An 18790-nucleotide genomic window follows, 5' to 3' on the forward strand; every position below is an offset into this window, starting at 1 on the left:
TTACTTAGTACCCAGTGCATCGGCAACGAGCTTCTGCTGCTGCTCTACATGCACGGACATGTAGCCACAGGCTGGTGCTGCCGATGCCGGGCGACCAGCGTAAGTCAGTGAAAGCTTTTTGTTCTTGTGGCCAGCGATAACACGGTGCATATGATGCTGACTGCAGTACCAGGCGCCCTGGTTCATAGGCTCTTCCTGGCACCAGACGACAGAAGTCAGGTTTGGATATTCATCCATGATCGCCTGCAGATCGTTTTCCGGGAACGGATACAGCTGCTCGATACGAACGATGGCAACATTATCCATTTCCTGGGCGCGGCGCTGTTCCAGCAGGTCGTAGTAAACCTTGCCGCTACACATCACCAGACGCTCAACCTTGCTCTTGTCCTGCTCATCCAGCTCCGGCAGTACGGTCTGGAAAGAGCCGTCAGCCAGATCTTCCAATGTGGAAACGGCCAGTTTGTGACGCAGCAGGGACTTCGGCGTAAACACCACCAGCGGCTTGCGCAGTGGACGCAGCACCTGACGACGCAGCATATGGAAGACCTGCGCAGGTGTGGTCGGTACACACACCTGAATGTTGTGCTCAGCACACAGCTGCAGGAAGCGCTCCAGACGTGCAGAAGAGTGCTCCGGGCCCTGACCTTCATAGCCGTGTGGCAGCAGCATGGTCAGACCACACAGACGGCCCCACTTGGTTTCACCGCTGGAGATAAACTGATCAATCACCACCTGCGCGCCGTTTACGAAGTCACCGAACTGGGCTTCCCAGATCACCAGTGAGTTCGGCTGCGTGGTGGCATAGCCATATTCAAAGGCAAGTACTGCTTCTTCAGACAGAACAGAATCATAAATCTGCAGGGGTGGCTGCTCTTCGGCCAGATGCGCCAGAGGCACCCAGGTGGCACCATCTTTCTGGCTGTGCAGAACCGCATGACGGTGGGAGAAGGTACCACGACCTACGTCCTGACCGGTGATACGTACCGGATGACCTTCCATCAACAGAGTGGCGTAAGCCAGGGATTCACCCATACCCCAGTTGATTGGCAGCGCACCGGCGGCCATCTTGCGACGGTCATCAATAATCTTGCTGACCTGACGCTGAACCGCAAAGCCTTCCGGCACCTGAGTCAGAGCCTGACCCAGTTCCTGCAGAGTTCCCAGCGCAACACGGGTGTCGTGCTGGGCCGTCCACTTGTGATTCAGGTAAGGCGCCCAATCCACATACAGACTGGTGTTTGGTTCACGTACCAGACTGTTAGCTACGTGCTCACCGTTTTCCAGGGCGTTGCGGTAGCCTTCTACAATGTCAGTATCCTGCTCACCGGACAACACGCCCAGTTCCACCAGAGATTTGGCATACAGGTTACGGGTGGTTTCCTGAACCTTAATCTGACCGTACATCAGTGGCTGGGTGGAAGACGGCTCATCCGCTTCGTTATGACCACGACGACGGTAGCAGACCAGATCGATCACCACGTCTTTCTTGAATTCTTTCCGATAATCCACCGCCAGCTTGGTGGCAAAGATTACGGCTTCCGGATCATCACCATTCACGTGCAGAATCGGCGCGCCGACGATCTTGGCAACATCGGTGCAGTATTCGGTGGAACGGGCGTCTTCACGCTTACTGGTGGTAAAGCCAACCTGGTTGTTCACCACGATATGAATGGTACCGCCGGTGCCGTAGGCACGGGTCTGGGACAGCTGGAAGGTTTCCATCACCACACCCTGACCGGCAAACGCCGCATCACCGTGGATGGAGATCGGCAGCACTTCCTTACGTTCATTATCGTTACGACGATCCTGACGGGCACGCACCGAGCCTTCAACTACCGGGCTGACAATTTCCAGGTGAGATGGGTTAAAGGCCAGTGCCAGATGCACTTCGCCGCCCGGGGTCATCACATTGGAAGAAAAGCCCTGGTGGTATTTCACGTCACCGGAACCTTCGGACAGGCTGATCTTGCCTTCAAATTCGGCAAACAGCTCGGCCGGGTTCTTACCCAGGATATTCACCAGAACGTTCAGACGACCACGGTGGGCCATGCCGATAACAATTTCCTGCACGGAGCTGGCGCCGGTACGCTGAATCATTTCATCCAGCATCGGGATGAGGGATTCGCCCCCTTCCAGACCGAAACGCTTGGTGCCCGGATAACGGGTACCGAGATATTTTTCCAGACCTTCGGCAGCACTCAGACGCTCGAGCAGGTGCAGACGGGCATCGGTGCTCATATCCGGACGGCCACGAACACTTTCCAGCTTCTGCTGGAACCAGCTGCGCTCTTCGGTATCAACGATGTGCATAAATTCGACACCGATGGATCCACAGTAAGCAGCCTCCAGGGTTTCGCGAATTTCACCGAGTGTTGCGTCATCTTTGCCAATAAACAGAGAGCCGGTCTGGAATACAGTGTCCGCATCGGCTTCGGTCAGACCGTGATAATCCAGCTTCAGATCCGGAATATTTTCACGGGTCATCAGACCTAAAGGATCAAGCTTGGCTTTCTGATGGCCACGAATCCGGTAAGAGCTGATCAGACGGAGAACCTGAACCTGCTTCTTCTCATGCTCACTGCTGACCGCACTGGCAGCCACCGGCTGAACACGGTGACGGTTCCGGGCAAGGTGAAGGAAGTTTTCACGAACTGTGGAATGGGGTACATCCTGAACGCCGACGCCTTCAACCTGGGGAAGGCTGGCAAAGTAATCGCGCCACTGTTCTGGCACAGAGTTGGGATCACGTAGATAGCGCTCGTACATTTCTTCTACATATGCAGCGTTCCCCCCGGATATGTGGGCGCTTTGCCACATACGCTGCATGACACTATCTTGCATTATTAATTTCCACCCCTGGGATATGGGGCAAATCTGCCAGCAGGTAACGACTGGTCATGAAATAACAGGCCTTTAACGGATAACAAGCCTGAACACTGGCCGGTCTCCCCCACGAACAGCCCGGGTTGTGCCCGGCAGCCCCTGTTGGTTAAACCTAAAGAGATATCACGACACCAGGCGAGTACACATAAAAGAAGAGATACCAACCTTTTTACCAGCAGCCCTGCTAAATCAGACGACAACTGGTGTCTCGTTACGTCTCGATCACATTCTCTCAACACACCACTTTTTAAGTGATATCCGTGCTTCATCAGCACCTTGCGCAGGGTTTCACGCCGACGCAAAGAGAGCCATCAAGAGAATGCTGAAAACTTGGTGACAATTATAGGCATTTTCCCCTACACAAATCACCTGTTAACTTACGGTTTTCTGTGACTTTTTTTATCAATCAGCCCAATAGAACAAACCTATATGATCAAATATAAGCATAAATAAAAAATCCCCGGACAAACCGGGGATTTTTTATACAGCCGTTCAATCGATCAATCGAACGCTGTTAAGTACCACTGGCCAGCAACATGTTGCGAATGTGACCGATAGCACGGGTTGGGTTCAACCCCTTCGGACAGACATTCACACAGTTCATGATGCCACGGCAGCGGAAAACACTGAATGGATCATCCAGTGCTGACAGACGCTCTTCCGTTGCGGTGTCACGGCTATCCGCCAGGAAGCGGTAAGCCTGCAGCAGACCGGCCGGACCAACGAATTTGTCCGGATTCCACCAGAAGGACGGACAGGACGTAGAGCAGCAGGCACACAGGATGCACTCATAGAGACCATCCAGTTTGGCGCGCTCTTCCGGGCTTTGCAGACGTTCAATTGCCGGCGGCGGTGCGTCGTTGATCAGGAACGGACGGATCTTCTCGTACTGTTTGTAGAACAGAGACATATCCACCACCAGATCACGAATCACCGGCAGGCCCGGCAGCGGACGCAACACCAGCTTGCCCTTGCGAACAGCTTCGGAGATCGGGGTAATACAGGCCAGACCGTTGGTACCGCTGATATTCATACCATCGGAACCACACACGCCTTCACGGCAGGAGCGACGATAGACAAAACTGTCGTCCTGCTCCTTGATCAAGGCCAGCACATCCAGAACCATGAGGTCCTTACCTTCAGGCACTTCGATATCGAAGTCCTGCATGGAAGGGACAGCATCTTTTTCCGGATTGTAGCGATAAACGCTCACCTTCAAAGTCATAGTCGTTATCCTCCCGTCTCTTAGTAGGTCCGCTTCTTCGGCGGAAACGCTTCCATGGTCGTGGGAGCAAAGTTTACATCACGCTTGCCAACACTCTTATCAACCGGGAAGTACAGAGAGTGCTTCAGCCAGTTCTCATCATCACGCTCCTGGTAGTCATTACGGGCATGAGCACCGCGAGACTCTTTACGCTCCAGAGCGGAAACCGCTGTGGCGTAAGCGACTTCAAACAGGTTATCCAGCTCCAGCGCCTCAATACGCGCCGTGTTGAAGGCCTTGCTCTTATCACCAAGATGGGTGTTATTCACACGCTCTCTCAGGGCATCCAGCTCTTTCAGACCTTCAACCATCTTGTCTTCCTGACGGAACACACCGAAGTTGAGCTGCATAATGCTTTGCAGATCGCGACGAACATCAGCCACCTTCTCACCGCCGGTAGAGTTATTCAGACGGTTGAGGCGCGACATAGCTGCTTCGATATCTGCATCACTGGCATCAACAGAATCAAAACCTTCTTCCAGGCTCTTCTTGATCTGCAGACCGGCCGCACGACCAAATACCACCAGATCCAGCAGCGAGTTACCACCCAGACGGTTGGCACCGTGCACGGACACACAGGCCGCCTCACCGCAGGCGTAGAGACCATCAACAATCTCATCCTCACCGGCCGCATTACGCATCAGCGCCTGACCACCGATATTGGTCGGGATACCACCCATCATATAGTGACAGGTTGGCACAACCGGCACTGGCTCTTTTACAGGGTCAACATGAGCAAAGGTCTTGGACAGCTCACAGATACCTGGCAGCTTCTTGTGCAGCTCTTCTTCACCCAAATGATCAAGCTTCAGCAGTACGTGATCCTTGTTTGGCCCCACACCACGGCCTTCCATAATTTCCAGAATCATGGAGCGGGCAACCACGTCACGACCGGCAAGGTCTTTAGCGTTCGGCGCATAACGCTCCATAAAGCGCTCACCGTCGGCATTGATCAGGAAGCCACCTTCACCACGGCAACCTTCGGTTACCAGTACACCCGCACCGGCAATACCGGTTGGGTGGAACTGCCACATTTCCATATCCTGAACCATGTAGCCGGCACGCAGGGCCATACCGATACCGTCACCGGTATTGATCAGAGCATTGGTGGTAGAGGCATAGATACGGCCGGCACCGCCAGTCGCCAGAACGGTTGCCTTGGCTTTGATATATACGGTTTCACCGGTTTCCATGCAGATGGCGATAACACCGGCAATCTGACCCTTGGCATTCTTCACCAGGTCAACGGCATACCACTCATTCAGGAAAGTCGTGCCACCCTTCAGGTTACCCTGATACAGGGCGTGCAGCAGGGCGTGACCGGTACGGTCAGCTGCGGCACAGGTACGGGCAGCCTGACCACCCTCACCGAAATTCTTGGACTGACCACCGAAAGGACGCTGATAGATACGACCTTCTTCAGTGCGGGAGAACGGCAGACCCATGTGGTCCAACTCAAAAACAGCCTGAGGACCAACGGAGCACATGTACTCGATCGCGTCCTGGTCACCGATATAGTCGGAACCCTTGACGGTATCGTACATGTGCCAGCGCCAGTCATCGTTCGGATCAGCACTGGCAATCGCACAGGTAATACCACCCTGGGCGGATACCGTGTGCGAACGGGTTGGGAACACTTTGGTAATACAGGCTGTGCTGACACCGGATTCGGTGAGCTGCAGAGCCGCGCGCATACCTGCGCCGCCGCCACCGATTACGATGGCGTCAAATGTCATGGTACGGATCTTCGACATTCCTTAATGCCCCCAAAGAATCTGAATACCCCAGACGACGTAGCTGAACATCACTACACCGCACAGCGCCTGAAACAGAAAACGGAAAACCAGCGCTTTTTTACCCAGGGCCCGCTCATTTAAATAGTCACCGGAAATAGTCCACATCCCCACCCAGGCGTGCGCGCCGAGAGAGATAAGAGCCATAAGGGTGAAAATACGCATCCAGGTCTGCTGGAACAGCCCCTGCCATGCGGCAAAATCAACAGAGCCATTGCAGAGCAGCCAGACCACCATAAAGATGGTGTAGGCGGCAAGGACGATGGCGGTTACCCGCTGCACCATCCAGTCGTACAGGCCACTGCGGGACAAGTTTGTAATATTGGTTACCATACCCACACCCCTGCCAGTACGCTCAATACAACACCCAGAACCAGCGTCACTTGCGCGGCGATTTTTCCGGACTCCTTACTTTCAGCAAATCCAGCATCCATCAACAGATGCTTGATACCGGCAACCAGGTGATAGCCCAGGCCTGTCAACAGCCCCCAGGTGATAAACTTGGCGATCGGTGACTGCAGCATGGCTACAAATTGCTGATACCCCTGCTCGTTGGAGAGAGAGAGCTCGAACCCATAAAGAAGGAAGGCGATACCCACAAACAGAATCACACCGGAGATACGGTGCAAGATGGATGTGTAGGCGGGTAAGGGCAACCTTATTGTTGTGAGGTCGAGATTGACTGGTCTCTTACTATTCACGGTCTGACACCCTGTAACCCGAACGGGTTTTTGGAATTATGCATTATCGATGGAAAATTCTGAGAGGCTTTTGACTAGATTCCCAACCTATCGGTCAAAATTGATCAAGAACAAAGCTTTAGGTAGTTCCACCCCCACAATTTCGTGGGCAAGTATATTCATTTCGGTATTTGATTACAACGAAGCAACCAGCCACCACCACACCCCGTAAAGTGTTGCAAAGACTACAGAAAACGCCACCAATAGCCTGCACCAATGACAGACATACGGATTTTCAATCACCGTTACCCCGCTGCCTCTTTCTGTAGTTTTGCCGCTTACTGCCTGCACATGCAGCGGGAAAAGTTAAGCAAAAACAACCACAACAGGTCGTTTGACAAAAAAACTAATCTCTCTATAGTGGTGCCTACCAAAATACCGGCAGATTTACTCAGGTCAGAAACGGTTTTCCACACAAACGACTAATGACCTGAATACTAATAAGTAATACACAATCTGATAGTACAAGTAGGAGGGCCCATGGCTGAGAAGCTTGCGCGGCTGACCATTGAAGGTAGTGATAACACTCTGGAACTACCGGTTTATAGCGGAACACTTGGACCCGACGTCATAGACGTAAGAAAGCTGACCGCAAACGGCGTTTTCACATACGACCCAGGCTTTGTATCCACAGCAGCCTGTGAATCCAAAATCACTTACATTGATGGGGACAAGGGGGTTCTTCTCCATCGCGGCTACCCTATCGAACAGCTGGCTGAAGAGTCTGACTTCCTGGAAGTCTGCTACCTGCTGCTGTACGGAGAGCTGCCAAACGCTGCTGAGAAGGAACAGTTCTCCAGCATGGTGATGAAGCACACCATGGTGCATGAGCAGATGGTGGAGTTCCTGAAAGGTTTCCGTCGTGATGCTCACCCAATGGCGATCATGTGTGGTCTGGTTGGCGCTCTGTCATCCTTCTACCATGACTCCCTGGACATCACCAATGAGACTCATCGTCAGATCACGGCGCACCGCCTGATCTCCAAGATGCCAACACTGGCGGCCATGGCTTACAAGCACTCTGTTGGCCAGCCATTCATGTACCCACGCAACGACCTCAGCTACGGCGGCAACTTCCTGCACATGATGTTTGCTACCCCATGTGAGGAGTACAAGGTGAATCCGGTTCTGGCTCGCGCCATGGACAAGATTTTCACCCTGCATGCGGATCATGAACAGAACGCATCCACCTCTACCGTGCGTCTGGCCGGCTCCAGTGGTGCCAACCCGTTCGCCTGTATCGCTTCCGGCATTGCCGCCCTGTGGGGACCAGCCCACGGTGGTGCCAACGAAGCCGTACTGAAGATGCTGGATGAAATCGGTGATGAATCCCGCATTGAAGAATTTGTTGCCAAGGCCAAGGACAAGAACGATCCGTTCCGTCTGATGGGCTTCGGTCACCGGGTTTACAAGAACTTTGACCCTCGCGCCAAAGTGATGAAGAAGACCTGTGACGAAGTACTGGGTGAACTGGGCATCAACGATCCACAGCTGCGTATCGCCAAGCGTCTGGAGCAGATCGCTCTGGAAGACGAGTACTTTATCGATCGCCAGCTGTACCCGAACGTAGACTTCTACTCCGGCATTATCCTGAAAGCTCTGGGTATTCCGGTTGAGATGTTCACTGTTATCTTCGCAACCGGCCGTACCCCGGGCTGGATTGCTCACTGGCATGAAATGATCAGCGGCAGCTACCGCATCGGTCGTCCACGTCAGCTGTACACCGGGCCAGAAAAACGCGACTTTGTTCCTCTGGATCAGCGTTAATCTCCCGCTCTCCAAAACGCCACCGCAAGGTGGCGTTTTTATTTCTGCTCCATTTTTATTTCCATTCCAATTCCCGCTACTCTTTTCTCAAACGATCATATTTTCCTACCAGCAGAACTCACGGATAAAAGACCATGGAATGGTTGAGTGATCCACAGGCATGGCTATCCCTGCTAACGCTCACTGCCCTCGAAATCGTTCTGGGCATCGACAATATTATCTTTGTCAGTATTCTTGCTGGCCGGCTCCCCGAACACCAGCGCAACCGTGCCCGCACAATTGGTTTGCTGTTAGCCATGGGCACCCGCATCCTGCTGCTTATTTCCATTACCTGGGTGATTGGCCTGACCGAACCATTGTTTACCCTGCTGGTAGAATCCGAATACGCCAGAGCTATTTCCGGGCGAGACCTGATTCTTTTTGGCGGCGGATTGTTTTTATTAGCGAAAAGTACCCATGAAATCCACGCCACAGTGGAAGGCGATCATGAAACCGAGCATAAACCGGGCAAGGTGAGCAGCTTTGTCTCAGTGCTGGTTCAGATTGCCATTCTCGATATTGTCTTCTCTCTGGATTCAGTGATTACCGCCGTCGGTATGGCTGAGCATCTGGCGGTGATGGTGATAGCGATTGTGATCTCGGTGGGCATCATGCAGTTTGCGGCCAAAACCATCAGCGACTTTGTCGATCGCCATCCCACTCTGAAGATGCTGGCACTGAGCTTTCTGATTCTGGTTGGCGTCACTTTGGTCGCCGAAGGGCTCGCCTTTCATATTCCAAAGGGCTATATCTACTTTGCGATGATCTTCTCGCTTGGTGTGGAAATCCTCAACATCCGGGCGAGGAAACGGAAAAAGACACCAACCACCAACTGAACAAAAGACCTTATCTGGCAGGCGATTGACGCCATACAAGCCTTTCCAGACCTACGCTTAAGGAAGTCTGGAGACGTTTGATAGTACCAGTGAGGTTTAAGATGGTTCGGAAAGGATTCCTCCCCAAGCTGGCCGCCACGGCCCTGCTTACCCTGATTGTCAGCGGCTGCGCCAACTACCCATTCAAATACAAGCCCTACAACCCGCCACAGCGCTTCTCAAGCTGGAGCGAAGTGGAAGCCATTGTTCAACGACTGGAAGGTTACGCAGAACACTGCTTCATCGAACAGCAGGCTTCAGGCAGCTGTGAGACCTTGGCAGAAGAGCTCACCCACTCCCATCTGCGCATTCAGCAGACGACCTTTCCGCTGGCTCCTGATCATATCCAGCGTTTGGAAACCCTGGCAGACATCACGAGTCACCTGCCATGAACCCTGCACGACCAAGCAGTCATGGCGCACACTCATCGCGATTTGATGGCTTTTATTTTGATGGTCGCTATTTTGAAGCCGCCTGGGACGCCAACACCGTTAGCTGGTTCTGCCATGAGGGCTGTGGCACGCGCCTGGAAATCCCCATGGCCCGACTATGGAGTCAGAAGCTGGGTAAGATTCCCCTGAGCTGCCCAGCCTGCAACAGTGCCTGGCAGCTTGAGATCAGCAGCCTCTCCCCACCACTCTCTGCGGAAATCATCGAAACAGATCCCAGTGCTTCACCAAACAACCTGTTCCCGCACTGATTAACGCCATCATCGGTATACATCCTGATAAGTCAGGGGTGGACTCCGCCATTTAAATCCCTACAATCACCTCCTCCCGAGTTCCCTCACCTCGTACAAGAAAAAGGTTAATTGTTTTGTACACTGATTCTTTATCGCCTGCCGCTTCTTCGGCAACCTTCAAAAGCCCGCACAAGCTGGTTCTGCTTATGGCGTTTTTCCATATCGCCATTATTACCGCCAGCAACTATCTGGTGCAGATTCCCTTCCAGATGTTTGGCCTGCATACCACCTGGGGCGCATTCACTTTTCCGTTTGTTTTCCTGGCGACTGACCTGACTGTCCGTCTGTTTGGTCGTGAGCCGGCTCAACAAATTATTTTCCGGGCCATGTTCCCGGCACTGGCGATCTCTTATCTGATCTCTGTGCTGTTTGCTAATGGCAGCTTCCAGCCTGATGGCCTGAACGGCTTCAACAGCTTTGTAGCCCGTATTGCTCTGGCCAGCTTTACCGCCTATCTGGTAGGCCAGCTGCTTGATATCACCGTATTTAACAAGCTGCGCACGCTTAAGGCCTGGTGGGTTGCACCGGCGGCATCCACCGTTGCCGGCAACCTGATTGATACGATTGCCTTCTTTGCGGTCGCGTTCTTCCAGTCCAGCGATGCCTTTATGGCCGAGCACTGGATGGAGATTGCCATGGTGGATTATGGCTGGAAGCTGGCGATCAGCATGCTGTTCTTCCTGCCGGCCTACGGTCTGGTATTGAACGCCCTGCAGAAATATTTGGCCCCTAATAAATCCTGAAGCTCTTTATAAAATCCTGAAGCTCTCGAAAGTCATCAGGTGATCAAACTCGGAATCCGACGGCTGAACAGGAATGTTCAGCCGTTTTTGTTTGCGTCACCTAATCTGAAAGAAGTCACATACTGGTAACGGGCTCTTTTATGCTGAACTCTTTGGTCGAACTGCACCCCGCCGAGGGTTTGGAACTCGATATCAAACTGGCGACTCCGGATAATTTTACCGGAGAGACTCTCTATGGTCGGGCAGCAGCCTTCCTGCATCGTGATGCAGCCAAGAAGCTGGAAATTGCCCGCATGATCGCCTTGAAAGCGGGCTTCACACTGCATATCTGGGATGCCTTCCGACCACTGGAAGTTCAGCAGAAGCTCTGGGATCATACCCCGGACCCTCGCTATGTCTCACCTACAGACAACGGCCCGCGCTCCCATTGCCGTGGAGCGGCCATTGATCTGACCCTGATCGACAGCGATGGCAATGAACTGGATATGGGGACAGCTTTTGATGACTTTCGGGAGCTGGCCCACCACAACAACACCGAGATCAGCGAAGAAGCTTTGAAGAACCGGCTGACACTGGCAGGCCTGATGCACACGGCCGGCTTTCAGTGCCTGGCAACCGAGTGGTGGCATTATGAGCTGCCAAACCTGGATCGCTATGCGGTACTGACCGACAGCCTGGCCGGCACCCAGCTACTTCCTGATTAATGCCCACTGCGTTCAACAATAGTGGTTAACAATAAAACGGGGATGGATATCATGGATGCCTTCAACAAGGCTTGCGCAGATTTTTTGGATAGCCTGAACAGTGGCACGCACGCATTTGCCCAAACGCTGAGCTTTGTCGATAACTGGTATGATTTCGCACCGACTGCCTTCCAGAATGGTCCCGTCGGAAACAGTGCCGAACAAAATCAGGGCAGTTGCAAGGTTCTGGCGCTTTCCCAACTACTCAACCTCAGCAAAGAGCAAACACTGTGCTGCTTTGGTGAACACTACCGGGACGTACTGGCCACTCCGGGTGAAAACAATCACCACAACCTGCGCCGCTTGTTACAAGACGGAGTGACTGAAATTCAGTTCACCACCTTCCCGCTCACGCGCTCAAGCTGAAGCCATCCCGTTTTTAGCCCCATGAAAAAGAGCTGCACCGGGCAGCTCTCTTTCATACATGACTTATCAGTGCTGATGGCCGCCACAGCGGTGGCCTTCAGCGTGATTACCGCTGCACATTTTACCGGCATCGATAAACAGACCTTCGTCACTTTCAACCATCTTGCCCTTGCCGACAAACAGATCGATCAGGTCGTTAGCACTCAGAGCTTGAACAGAGCAGGTGTGAAAAGTGGAATCTGCGCCAAACTTGTCAGCCATCTCCTGCACCAGCTCAGCCCGTGGCCAATGACGCCCGGACTCCAGAACCATCATCAAAACCTTGCGGCCATGAACAGTACGTGCCATGTCGTATCTCTGCTTTAAATTCAAACAACCCACACAATACGACACCCGGGAATGGGCTGTTATGCGTAATTTTGCCTACGTAACGCTTCTGCCAGAAAGACCAGAATGACAAGACCTGTGAGCGAAACGGACATTGCCTGAAACGGGCCAGACCATAACAATCATGACCTCTGACGATGAGGCTGTTATGAATCTGGTATTACGTCTGGCACTGCTGCTGCTAAAAACCTACCTGACTCCTGCACAACCCGGTATGACTTTGTCCACTGCCCGTTTTCGAGCCTGGCCCCATGATCTGCGCCTGCGCGATCATCTGCCTAATCAGCGTTTTTTTAACTTTATGGAGCTGGGACGTTTTCATTTACTGCACAGCCGCAGGCTGGCACTGAAAGGACTGTTCACCCACCGAATGATCGCCGCTCAGGACCTTGTCTATATCAAACCGATTGGCCGGCTGCAGAGTTTCAAAGTCACCACAGAAATAGCCGGGTGGGATAGCAAATATGTTTACTACGCCCACAAGGTGTTCTGCAAAGAATCTCTGGTCGCGAACGGACTGGTGAAGGAAGCCCTGTTGAAAAACGGGACTCTTGTTTCACCTATCAATATCTTTGGCAATCCACCAGCGCTGCCGGAAACAATCAGTCGCTGGCAGGCCTGCCATCAGGCTCTGAAACAGGCTCCGGCTGCATAGGCATAGCCGCAGGCTGCCCCGCTCTGAGCCAGCGATATAGAATCACCGCCATAAACACCAGCAGAGGCAGTGTCAGCAGCAACAGACCATTCCAGCCCAACCAGTAAAGCACGGCACTGGAGCTTAATGCGCCCAGCGCCTGGGTACTGAATACAACGGCATCATTAATTCCCTGAGCACGGTGGGCCTGCTCGGGTCGGTACATTTTTGGCAGCAGTGAGGTACCGGCCACAAACAGAAAGTTCCAGCCAATACCCAGCAGCACCAGTGCCCACCAGTAATGCAGCCAGCTATGATCCAGAACTCCCAGTACCACACAGATGGCATAGGCCACCAGCCCCAATACAATCAGCCGGGTGTGACCAAACATAATAATTAAGCGGCCAGCAAACAGTGATGGAATAAACATCGCCAAAATATGACTCTGAATCACCAACTTGGTATCCACCAGCGAAAACGCCTGCATCTCATGCATACTGATGGGCGTGGCCGTCATAATAAAACTCATGACGCCGTAGCCAATCCCCGCACTCATGGCCGCGACCAGAAAGCCGCTGTGCGTCAGTAGATCCCGCTTACGCTCCTGTTGATTCCCCTGTTGAGGGGCAGAGTGCATTTGGGGATTCTTAAACCCGAACGCCAGAATCACAAAGGCCACCACAAACAAACCGGCCAACAGCAGAAAAGCACCGGTAAACAGTTCACCATAAACCTGCTCGCCCAGCATCACCAGCTCCGGTCCCAACACTGCCGAAATCAACCCAGCCGCCAATAAGCGAGAAGCCGCCAGAGGCATACGCTCCTGGGTCACACTTTCCATGGCGGCAAAGCGGAATTGCTGGGTCACGGCAACCACCACGCCCAGTATCAAAGAAGCACCGACAAATCCCCAGAAGGAATGCAGCGTCATGGCTTGCAAAGCCAACAGCGATGCTCCTGCCCCCAGCACCATCGCACCAAGAAATACCGCCTTACGCCCGAAGCGCTGACACAACAACGCAGCAGGAAAAACTGAGAGTGCGGTACCGACCACAATCGCCGCGACCGGTAAGGTGGCGTAGGCCGGCGAAGGTGCAAAGCTTCGGGTCGCCAGCGCACCGGCGAACACCATCAACGGTGTTGTACACAGAGCCAGTGCCTGGGCAGCAAAAAGAATCCATACATTCAGAGGCATAGCGATAACTCCCCTATTATTTTTCTGCCAGTATCTCAGGGGAATCACAAAATGAACACACATTGAAAAAATAAGCTAATTTTGGGCAGGTTTTCAGAATAAACAGCCACGGAGGCATGGGTGAGAACCTTCGGACATTATTCACACTCTATCTTTCTTGCAGTCTTGCTACTCATCCTGCACAACCTCGGCTGGGCGGCAGGAGAGTCTGATCTGAAAACCGGCCGTTACCACACCCGCAGCAGCAAGGCGATTACAGATGACTATCTTCAGGATCTGACCCGTCTTGAAACCTCCCGCAAAAATCTACGCCGCTATCAGACCGGCCTGCGGGAGCTGAAATCACGTCTGGAGCTGGAATCTCTGGAAACATCCCCCGATGGCAGCTGTATTTATGAAGCCGTGGCCCAGCAGCTGATCTTGCTTGGAGGAAAGCCAGACGGTTTCTCCTCCAATGATGTTCGCCGGGATCTGATTGCCACCATCAATCAGGCAGAAACTTCACTTGCCGACAGCCCTCTTCACCACTTCTGGGACGGCTATACCCAGACTATTAACCCCAAGGACAACACGCCAAGACTGCTGGAAGAACTGCGTGATACTCAAATCTGGGGCAATGCCTATATTCTTTCGCCACTGATTGCCTTCACTTACCAGCGCCCGGTGCTGCATATTAATCGCAGCCCATCATCATCACTCCCGGAAATTCAGGCCACCAGCGCAACCGGTAAGGACCTGGATACATCCAGCTGGGAATCCCTGATTCCTGATAACCCACTTTATTTAATCAGTAATGGCTCAGGGCACTATGAAGGTGCTTACTCACTCAACGCACTCTCCCGCGAAACCTCGCCTCCGCCTACTGACGTTGTGAGTGAAACGACAGATAAACCTCTACCACCATCCGAACAGACCGAGCCCTCAACAACAGAACAGGATGACTCGGTTGAACATACTATCGAGATCTTTATTACCGATGCTTTTTCGCCCATTTCATCCGTTAATGAGGACGTCCCCTGGGAAGTAGAAGTTCGGACGATCCACAGCCACGATATTGATACGTCCCTTTTCTTGCCACTCCCACTGAAAAGTTGGCAGGCTGGCTTAGCTAGGGAATTTCACAACTATCAAGAGTTGAGTAAAAGCTTTCAGAGATATCCATTGCGTATCGGTATGTCCGGTATTACCCAGATCGCTGGTGGCTTTTATGGCGCACTTGCCAGCGCGCTTTATTCACGACGCAGTCTGGTGCAGGTTCGACATCAGTCCGACAAAGAACGCCTGCACGACCTGACCATGATTCGGGAGATTCGTCTGCTGCTGGAGCGAACCAGCACCACGCCCGTGCTTGGGCAAAGCGTCGAACGCGCCCTGTCCTTTTGTGTGAATGGCGATCCCCACCGGTCACCGTTGACCAGAGCACTGCAAGAACTCAACCATTTCAGCCACAATCCCTGGAAAAGCTCCTGCCTGCTCCCGACACTGGCCAGTCTGTACAACACCCCGATTCTGCTGCTGAGCCCGTTAACACCCGACAATACCGGGATGCTGTTTCTGCCCTGGCAGCCCGGAAAGATTATTCGTGATGACAATCTGCCGGAGTGGGTTGGGGAGCATCAGCCCGTCACGCTTATCCATAGCGGAGGCGCAGACCGTTTCAGCCGCTGGCGCTCCACAACTCCTCATCAACGCAAACCTCGGCATACGCTCTGGAATACACTGCCAGAGACCCGCCAGACCGATACGCTTGCCGCCAAAGCTCCCTGGCTCAGTGCAACCATGCTGCCCATGATGCAAAATCGCACCCCAGGCCCGGATTACCCCGCGCACATCACTATTGATGGTGAGCTTTCAGGGGCATTGCCCTATCTTCAGCTGTTATCCCTGATGCGGGAGCTCTTCCAGACACCCTCTGGCTCTCGTAACCCGGAACTCAGCCAGAAGCTTGATGCGTTAAGCTGGCCCCATACTCCGGAATGGCAGACAGCACTGGTGAACCTGAGGTACGAACTGACTTATCGTGCAAAAGATTTTCATATCAGCGCCCAGCTGCTGGAGAAGCAACTCAAGAAACCGGGGCTTCCACGCCATCTACAGACCTTCCTGATCCATGAACTGACTTCGATAAATGACTTCCATCTGCAGGCTTACCATCGCTCGCGAGCCCTACTGGAAACCTATGAGGAAATTACCCTTAGCTCACGACGCCTGAGCCTGATGCGTGCGGTGATGTACGACAAAATTCATCAACTGGAGAAAGCGGTTCCATTGGCTCGTTCAATCGATGAGCAGGTGAAATGGGATATTGATGTAAAAACCAGTCTGGCCGCACTGCTCGCCAGTGATGCCCATACTGAAGAAGGCATTAAAACCCTGACCGATATCCCTAATTATCGACACTTGCCAAAAGTCGTTCGCACTCTGGCCTCGGCGTATACCAAAGCCGATGAACCGGAGAAGGCTCTAAACCTGATTCTGCCGGTCTGTATAGATCAAGCCAGCACGAGCGATATGAACACATTGATGACGGCCCTAAGCATGCAAAGGAACGAAGCCGTATTGAGAAAAAGCCTGACGTTCTTTGAGCATGCCAGCAAAAACAATCTCGGCAGCCCTGGACATATTGTCTACAGTCGCTCTGCCGTGGAAACACACCTGAAGATGTATCCGGAAGCGGTGGAGACCATCAGCAATTTTTACGGTGATCAGGCACAAAAGCAGCTGTATTCCACCATTCACCACTTCAACAACAAAGCTTATGAACCAGAAACGGCGGTGGGGCTGACAAGAGCGGCCATCAAGCGTTTCCCCGAGGAATACAGTCTTGTCGCCAAGCTGGCCTTGATACAGGAAAAAAACCAACAGTTCCGGGATGCCCACCGTACCTATAAGAAATGGCGCAAGCAGTTGGACCGACATCCGAAATTAAGTGGACAGGCTCTGGTGTTCTATGAAAAACACCCTGAGATGGTTCCAGAACTTTATAAAAAGGACGTTCCAGTCTGTGAAAGCTGTCAGATCTATGCCCGCTACCAGAAGCAAAAACACCGGAAGTCTGGCCTTGATGATCAACAGATGCACAACAATTTCCGGCAGCATAGCCAGAATGCCAGCAAGTGGCGGCTGAAAGAGCATCGCAGAGATGGACAACCGGAATTGCGCCTTCTCAAAGCCGATCAATACCAAAGCTATTTAAAGAGCTATCAGGCATCTGTTGAGACGTTCCAAAAAACCGTGCGCTCACGCCGCCCCGGTGCATCCGGATCGCAAACGTATAAAACCGCCGTTTCGTCGGTACACCATAGACAAAGCCAGACGGGAAAACAGAGGCAACATCACCTTGATCATCGCTCCGGACACGGGTCGCACCACAACGACAAAGTCCGTAGCCGCTAACTCGTTCTGTCCGTATAATCACTCTTTTCTTTATAACCGGACTCTCCATGTCTCAGCCTGCTATTCATTGGCTTACCACCAACCAGCAACTGGCCTCTGCGGCCCGGGATTGGCAACAGCTGCCATGGCTGACTCTGGATACCGAGTTTGTTCGCACCAAAACCTTCTGGCCCCTGGCCGGCCTGATCCAGCTGGGCTACGGCGAAGATGTCTGGTTGATCGACCCTCTGACCATCAGCGAGTGGCAGCCACTGCGTGATCTCCTGCTCAACCCAAATATCACCAAGGTGATGCATGCCATGAGCGAGGATATCGAACTGTTCCGCTATCTGCTGGATGCACTACCGGAGAATGTGTTCGATACCCAACTGGCGGCTGCCTATGCCGGGCTGGAGTTTTCCATGGGCTACCAGAAACTGATAGCCCGCCTGCTGGAAATTGATATTCCCAAAGGGGAAACCCGTTCCGACTGGCTGGCCCGGCCACTGACCCCAAGTCAGGTGGACTATGCGGCACTGGATGTGTTCTATCTCGGTCAGGCTTACCCACTGCTCCGCGAGATGCTTGAAGACAAGGGATTTACCCAATGGCATCGGGAAGACTGCGACAACCAGGTTCGCAACATTGGCACGGATACGGATCCACGGGAGGCCTGGCGCGATGTCAAAATGGCCTGGCAACTGCGTCCTCAGCAACTGGCGGTTCTGCAAAGACTGTGCGAGTGGCGAGAGAACGAAGCCCGTGCCCGCAACCTCTCCCGCAACCGTCTGGCTCCAGCCGGCGCACTGTGGGATCTGGCCCGCTATCAACCGGACAGCCTGAATGATCTGCGCCGGATCAAAGCCATGAAGCCACAGAATATTCGCCAATCCGGGCAGGAGATCCTTGTCCAGATTGAACAAGGCCAACAGGTTGATCCGGAGCATTATCCGGAACGCCCGAATGGTCCTTTGCCCAAGCAGGTACAGCCGGTGGTGGAAGCGATCAAATCCTTCTGCCGTCAGCGGGCTGAGCAACTGGGACTGTTACCGGAGCTGGTACCATCCAAGCCCTGGGTGGGTAAACTGCTGCGCGGCTGGCTGAAGACCGGCAGCTTTGATAACAGCAACCTGAACAATCTGAAAGGCGGCTGGCGCCGGGAAGAAATTCTGCAGCCGCTGATCGAACATCTGAATGCCAGACAGTTCCCTGATCACCTGCGCAATCCGTCATTCAATAAATAA

At 53.1% G+C, this 18790-nt stretch carries 17 protein-coding genes; 10 read left to right on the top strand and 7 right to left on the bottom strand.

Going from position 1 to position 18790, the window contains the following annotated elements:
• The 5 genes from EHSB41UT_RS16000 to sdhC form a co-directional block, all read right to left on the bottom strand.
• Window positions 1–2841, bottom strand: coding sequence for a 2-oxoglutarate dehydrogenase E1 component (locus EHSB41UT_RS16000; RefSeq protein WP_087111621.1), 2841 nt, complete (start codon window positions 2839–2841; stop codon window positions 1–3).
• Window positions 2842–3397: 556 nt separating this feature from the next.
• Window positions 3398–4102: a succinate dehydrogenase iron-sulfur subunit gene (locus EHSB41UT_RS16005; protein WP_278248160.1), complete on the bottom strand. Its 705-nt coding sequence runs from the start codon at window positions 4100–4102 to the stop codon at window positions 3398–3400.
• A gap of 26 nt (window positions 4103–4128) precedes the next feature.
• A complete protein-coding gene (sdhA, locus tag EHSB41UT_RS16010) occupies window positions 4129–5901 on the bottom strand; it encodes a succinate dehydrogenase flavoprotein subunit (RefSeq protein WP_087111624.1) in 1773 nt (590 codons plus the stop codon).
• Between the two features lie 3 nt (window positions 5902–5904).
• Window positions 5905–6273 carry a succinate dehydrogenase, hydrophobic membrane anchor protein gene (sdhD, locus tag EHSB41UT_RS16015; protein ID WP_087111626.1) on the bottom strand — a complete coding sequence of 123 codons (369 nt, stop codon included), beginning with the start codon at window positions 6271–6273 and terminating at the stop codon, window positions 5905–5907.
• The gene (gene sdhC / locus EHSB41UT_RS16020; protein WP_087111628.1) at window positions 6267–6641 is read right to left on the bottom strand and encodes a succinate dehydrogenase, cytochrome b556 subunit; all 375 of its coding nucleotides are present in this window, start codon (window positions 6639–6641) and stop codon (window positions 6267–6269) included. The genes sdhD and sdhC overlap by 7 nt, the downstream gene beginning before the upstream one ends.
• Window positions 6642–7160: 519 nt before the next feature.
• Here sdhC and gltA point away from each other — a divergent pair.
• The 7 genes from gltA to EHSB41UT_RS16055 all read left to right on the top strand — a co-directional run bounded on the left by gltA (window position 7161) and on the right by EHSB41UT_RS16055 (window position 11955).
• The gene (gltA, locus tag EHSB41UT_RS16025) at window positions 7161–8447 is read left to right on the top strand and encodes a citrate synthase (RefSeq protein ID WP_087111630.1); all 1287 of its coding nucleotides are present in this window, start codon (window positions 7161–7163) and stop codon (window positions 8445–8447) included.
• A 134-nt stretch (window positions 8448–8581) separates the two neighbouring features.
• Window positions 8582–9322: a TerC family protein gene (locus EHSB41UT_RS16030; protein WP_087111632.1), complete on the top strand. Its 741-nt coding sequence runs from the start codon at window positions 8582–8584 to the stop codon at window positions 9320–9322.
• Between the two features lie 101 nt (window positions 9323–9423).
• Window positions 9424–9753 carry a hypothetical protein gene (locus tag EHSB41UT_RS16035; RefSeq protein WP_087111635.1) on the top strand — a complete coding sequence of 110 codons (330 nt, stop codon included), beginning with the start codon at window positions 9424–9426 and terminating at the stop codon, window positions 9751–9753.
• Complete coding sequence (locus EHSB41UT_RS16040) at window positions 9750–10061, top strand: hypothetical protein (RefSeq protein ID WP_087111637.1); 312 nt, start codon at window positions 9750–9752, stop codon at window positions 10059–10061. The genes EHSB41UT_RS16035 and EHSB41UT_RS16040 overlap by 4 nt, the downstream gene beginning before the upstream one ends.
• Window positions 10062–10237: 176 nt before the next feature.
• A complete protein-coding gene (locus EHSB41UT_RS16045) occupies window positions 10238–10846 on the top strand; it encodes a 7-cyano-7-deazaguanine/7-aminomethyl-7-deazaguanine transporter (protein ID WP_415837440.1) in 609 nt (202 codons plus the stop codon).
• A gap of 140 nt (window positions 10847–10986) precedes the next feature.
• On the top strand, window positions 10987–11550 hold the full coding sequence (gene ddpX, locus EHSB41UT_RS16050; protein WP_087111639.1) for a D-alanyl-D-alanine dipeptidase: 564 nt from the start codon (window positions 10987–10989) through the stop codon (window positions 11548–11550).
• A 51-nt stretch (window positions 11551–11601) separates the two neighbouring features.
• Window positions 11602–11955, top strand: a complete 354-nt coding sequence (locus tag EHSB41UT_RS16055) for a HopJ type III effector protein (RefSeq protein ID WP_087111825.1) — start codon at window positions 11602–11604, stop codon at window positions 11953–11955.
• A gap of 66 nt (window positions 11956–12021) precedes the next feature.
• Here EHSB41UT_RS16055 and EHSB41UT_RS16060 read toward each other — a convergent pair whose 3' ends face one another.
• Window positions 12022–12303: a YecH family metal-binding protein gene (locus EHSB41UT_RS16060; protein WP_087111641.1), complete on the bottom strand. Its 282-nt coding sequence runs from the start codon at window positions 12301–12303 to the stop codon at window positions 12022–12024.
• A gap of 187 nt (window positions 12304–12490) precedes the next feature.
• Here EHSB41UT_RS16060 and EHSB41UT_RS16065 point away from each other — a divergent pair, with 187 nt between their 5' ends.
• The gene (locus EHSB41UT_RS16065) at window positions 12491–12997 is read left to right on the top strand and encodes an acyl-CoA thioesterase (RefSeq protein WP_133060540.1); all 507 of its coding nucleotides are present in this window, start codon (window positions 12491–12493) and stop codon (window positions 12995–12997) included.
• Here EHSB41UT_RS16065 and EHSB41UT_RS16070 read toward each other — a convergent pair.
• Window positions 12945–14171, bottom strand: a complete 1227-nt coding sequence (locus EHSB41UT_RS16070) for an MFS transporter (protein WP_165767291.1) — start codon at window positions 14169–14171, stop codon at window positions 12945–12947. The two genes, EHSB41UT_RS16065 and EHSB41UT_RS16070, sit on opposite strands and share 53 nt — an antisense overlap.
• A gap of 120 nt (window positions 14172–14291) precedes the next feature.
• Between EHSB41UT_RS16070 and EHSB41UT_RS16075 the strand changes: the two genes are divergently transcribed.
• Together EHSB41UT_RS16075 and rnd are read left to right on the top strand one after the other, a co-directional pair.
• Complete coding sequence (locus tag EHSB41UT_RS16075) at window positions 14292–17567, top strand: OTU domain-containing protein (protein WP_087111647.1); 3276 nt, start codon at window positions 14292–14294, stop codon at window positions 17565–17567.
• Window positions 17568–17614: 47 nt separating this feature from the next.
• Entirely contained in the window at window positions 17615–18790 is a 1176-nt protein-coding gene (gene rnd, locus EHSB41UT_RS16080; RefSeq protein ID WP_087111649.1) for a ribonuclease D, read from the top strand.

This window comes from Parendozoicomonas haliclonae, from assembly GCF_900174585.1.
In the GTDB taxonomy this organism is placed as follows: Bacteria; Pseudomonadota; Gammaproteobacteria; order Pseudomonadales; family Endozoicomonadaceae; genus Sansalvadorimonas; species Sansalvadorimonas haliclonae.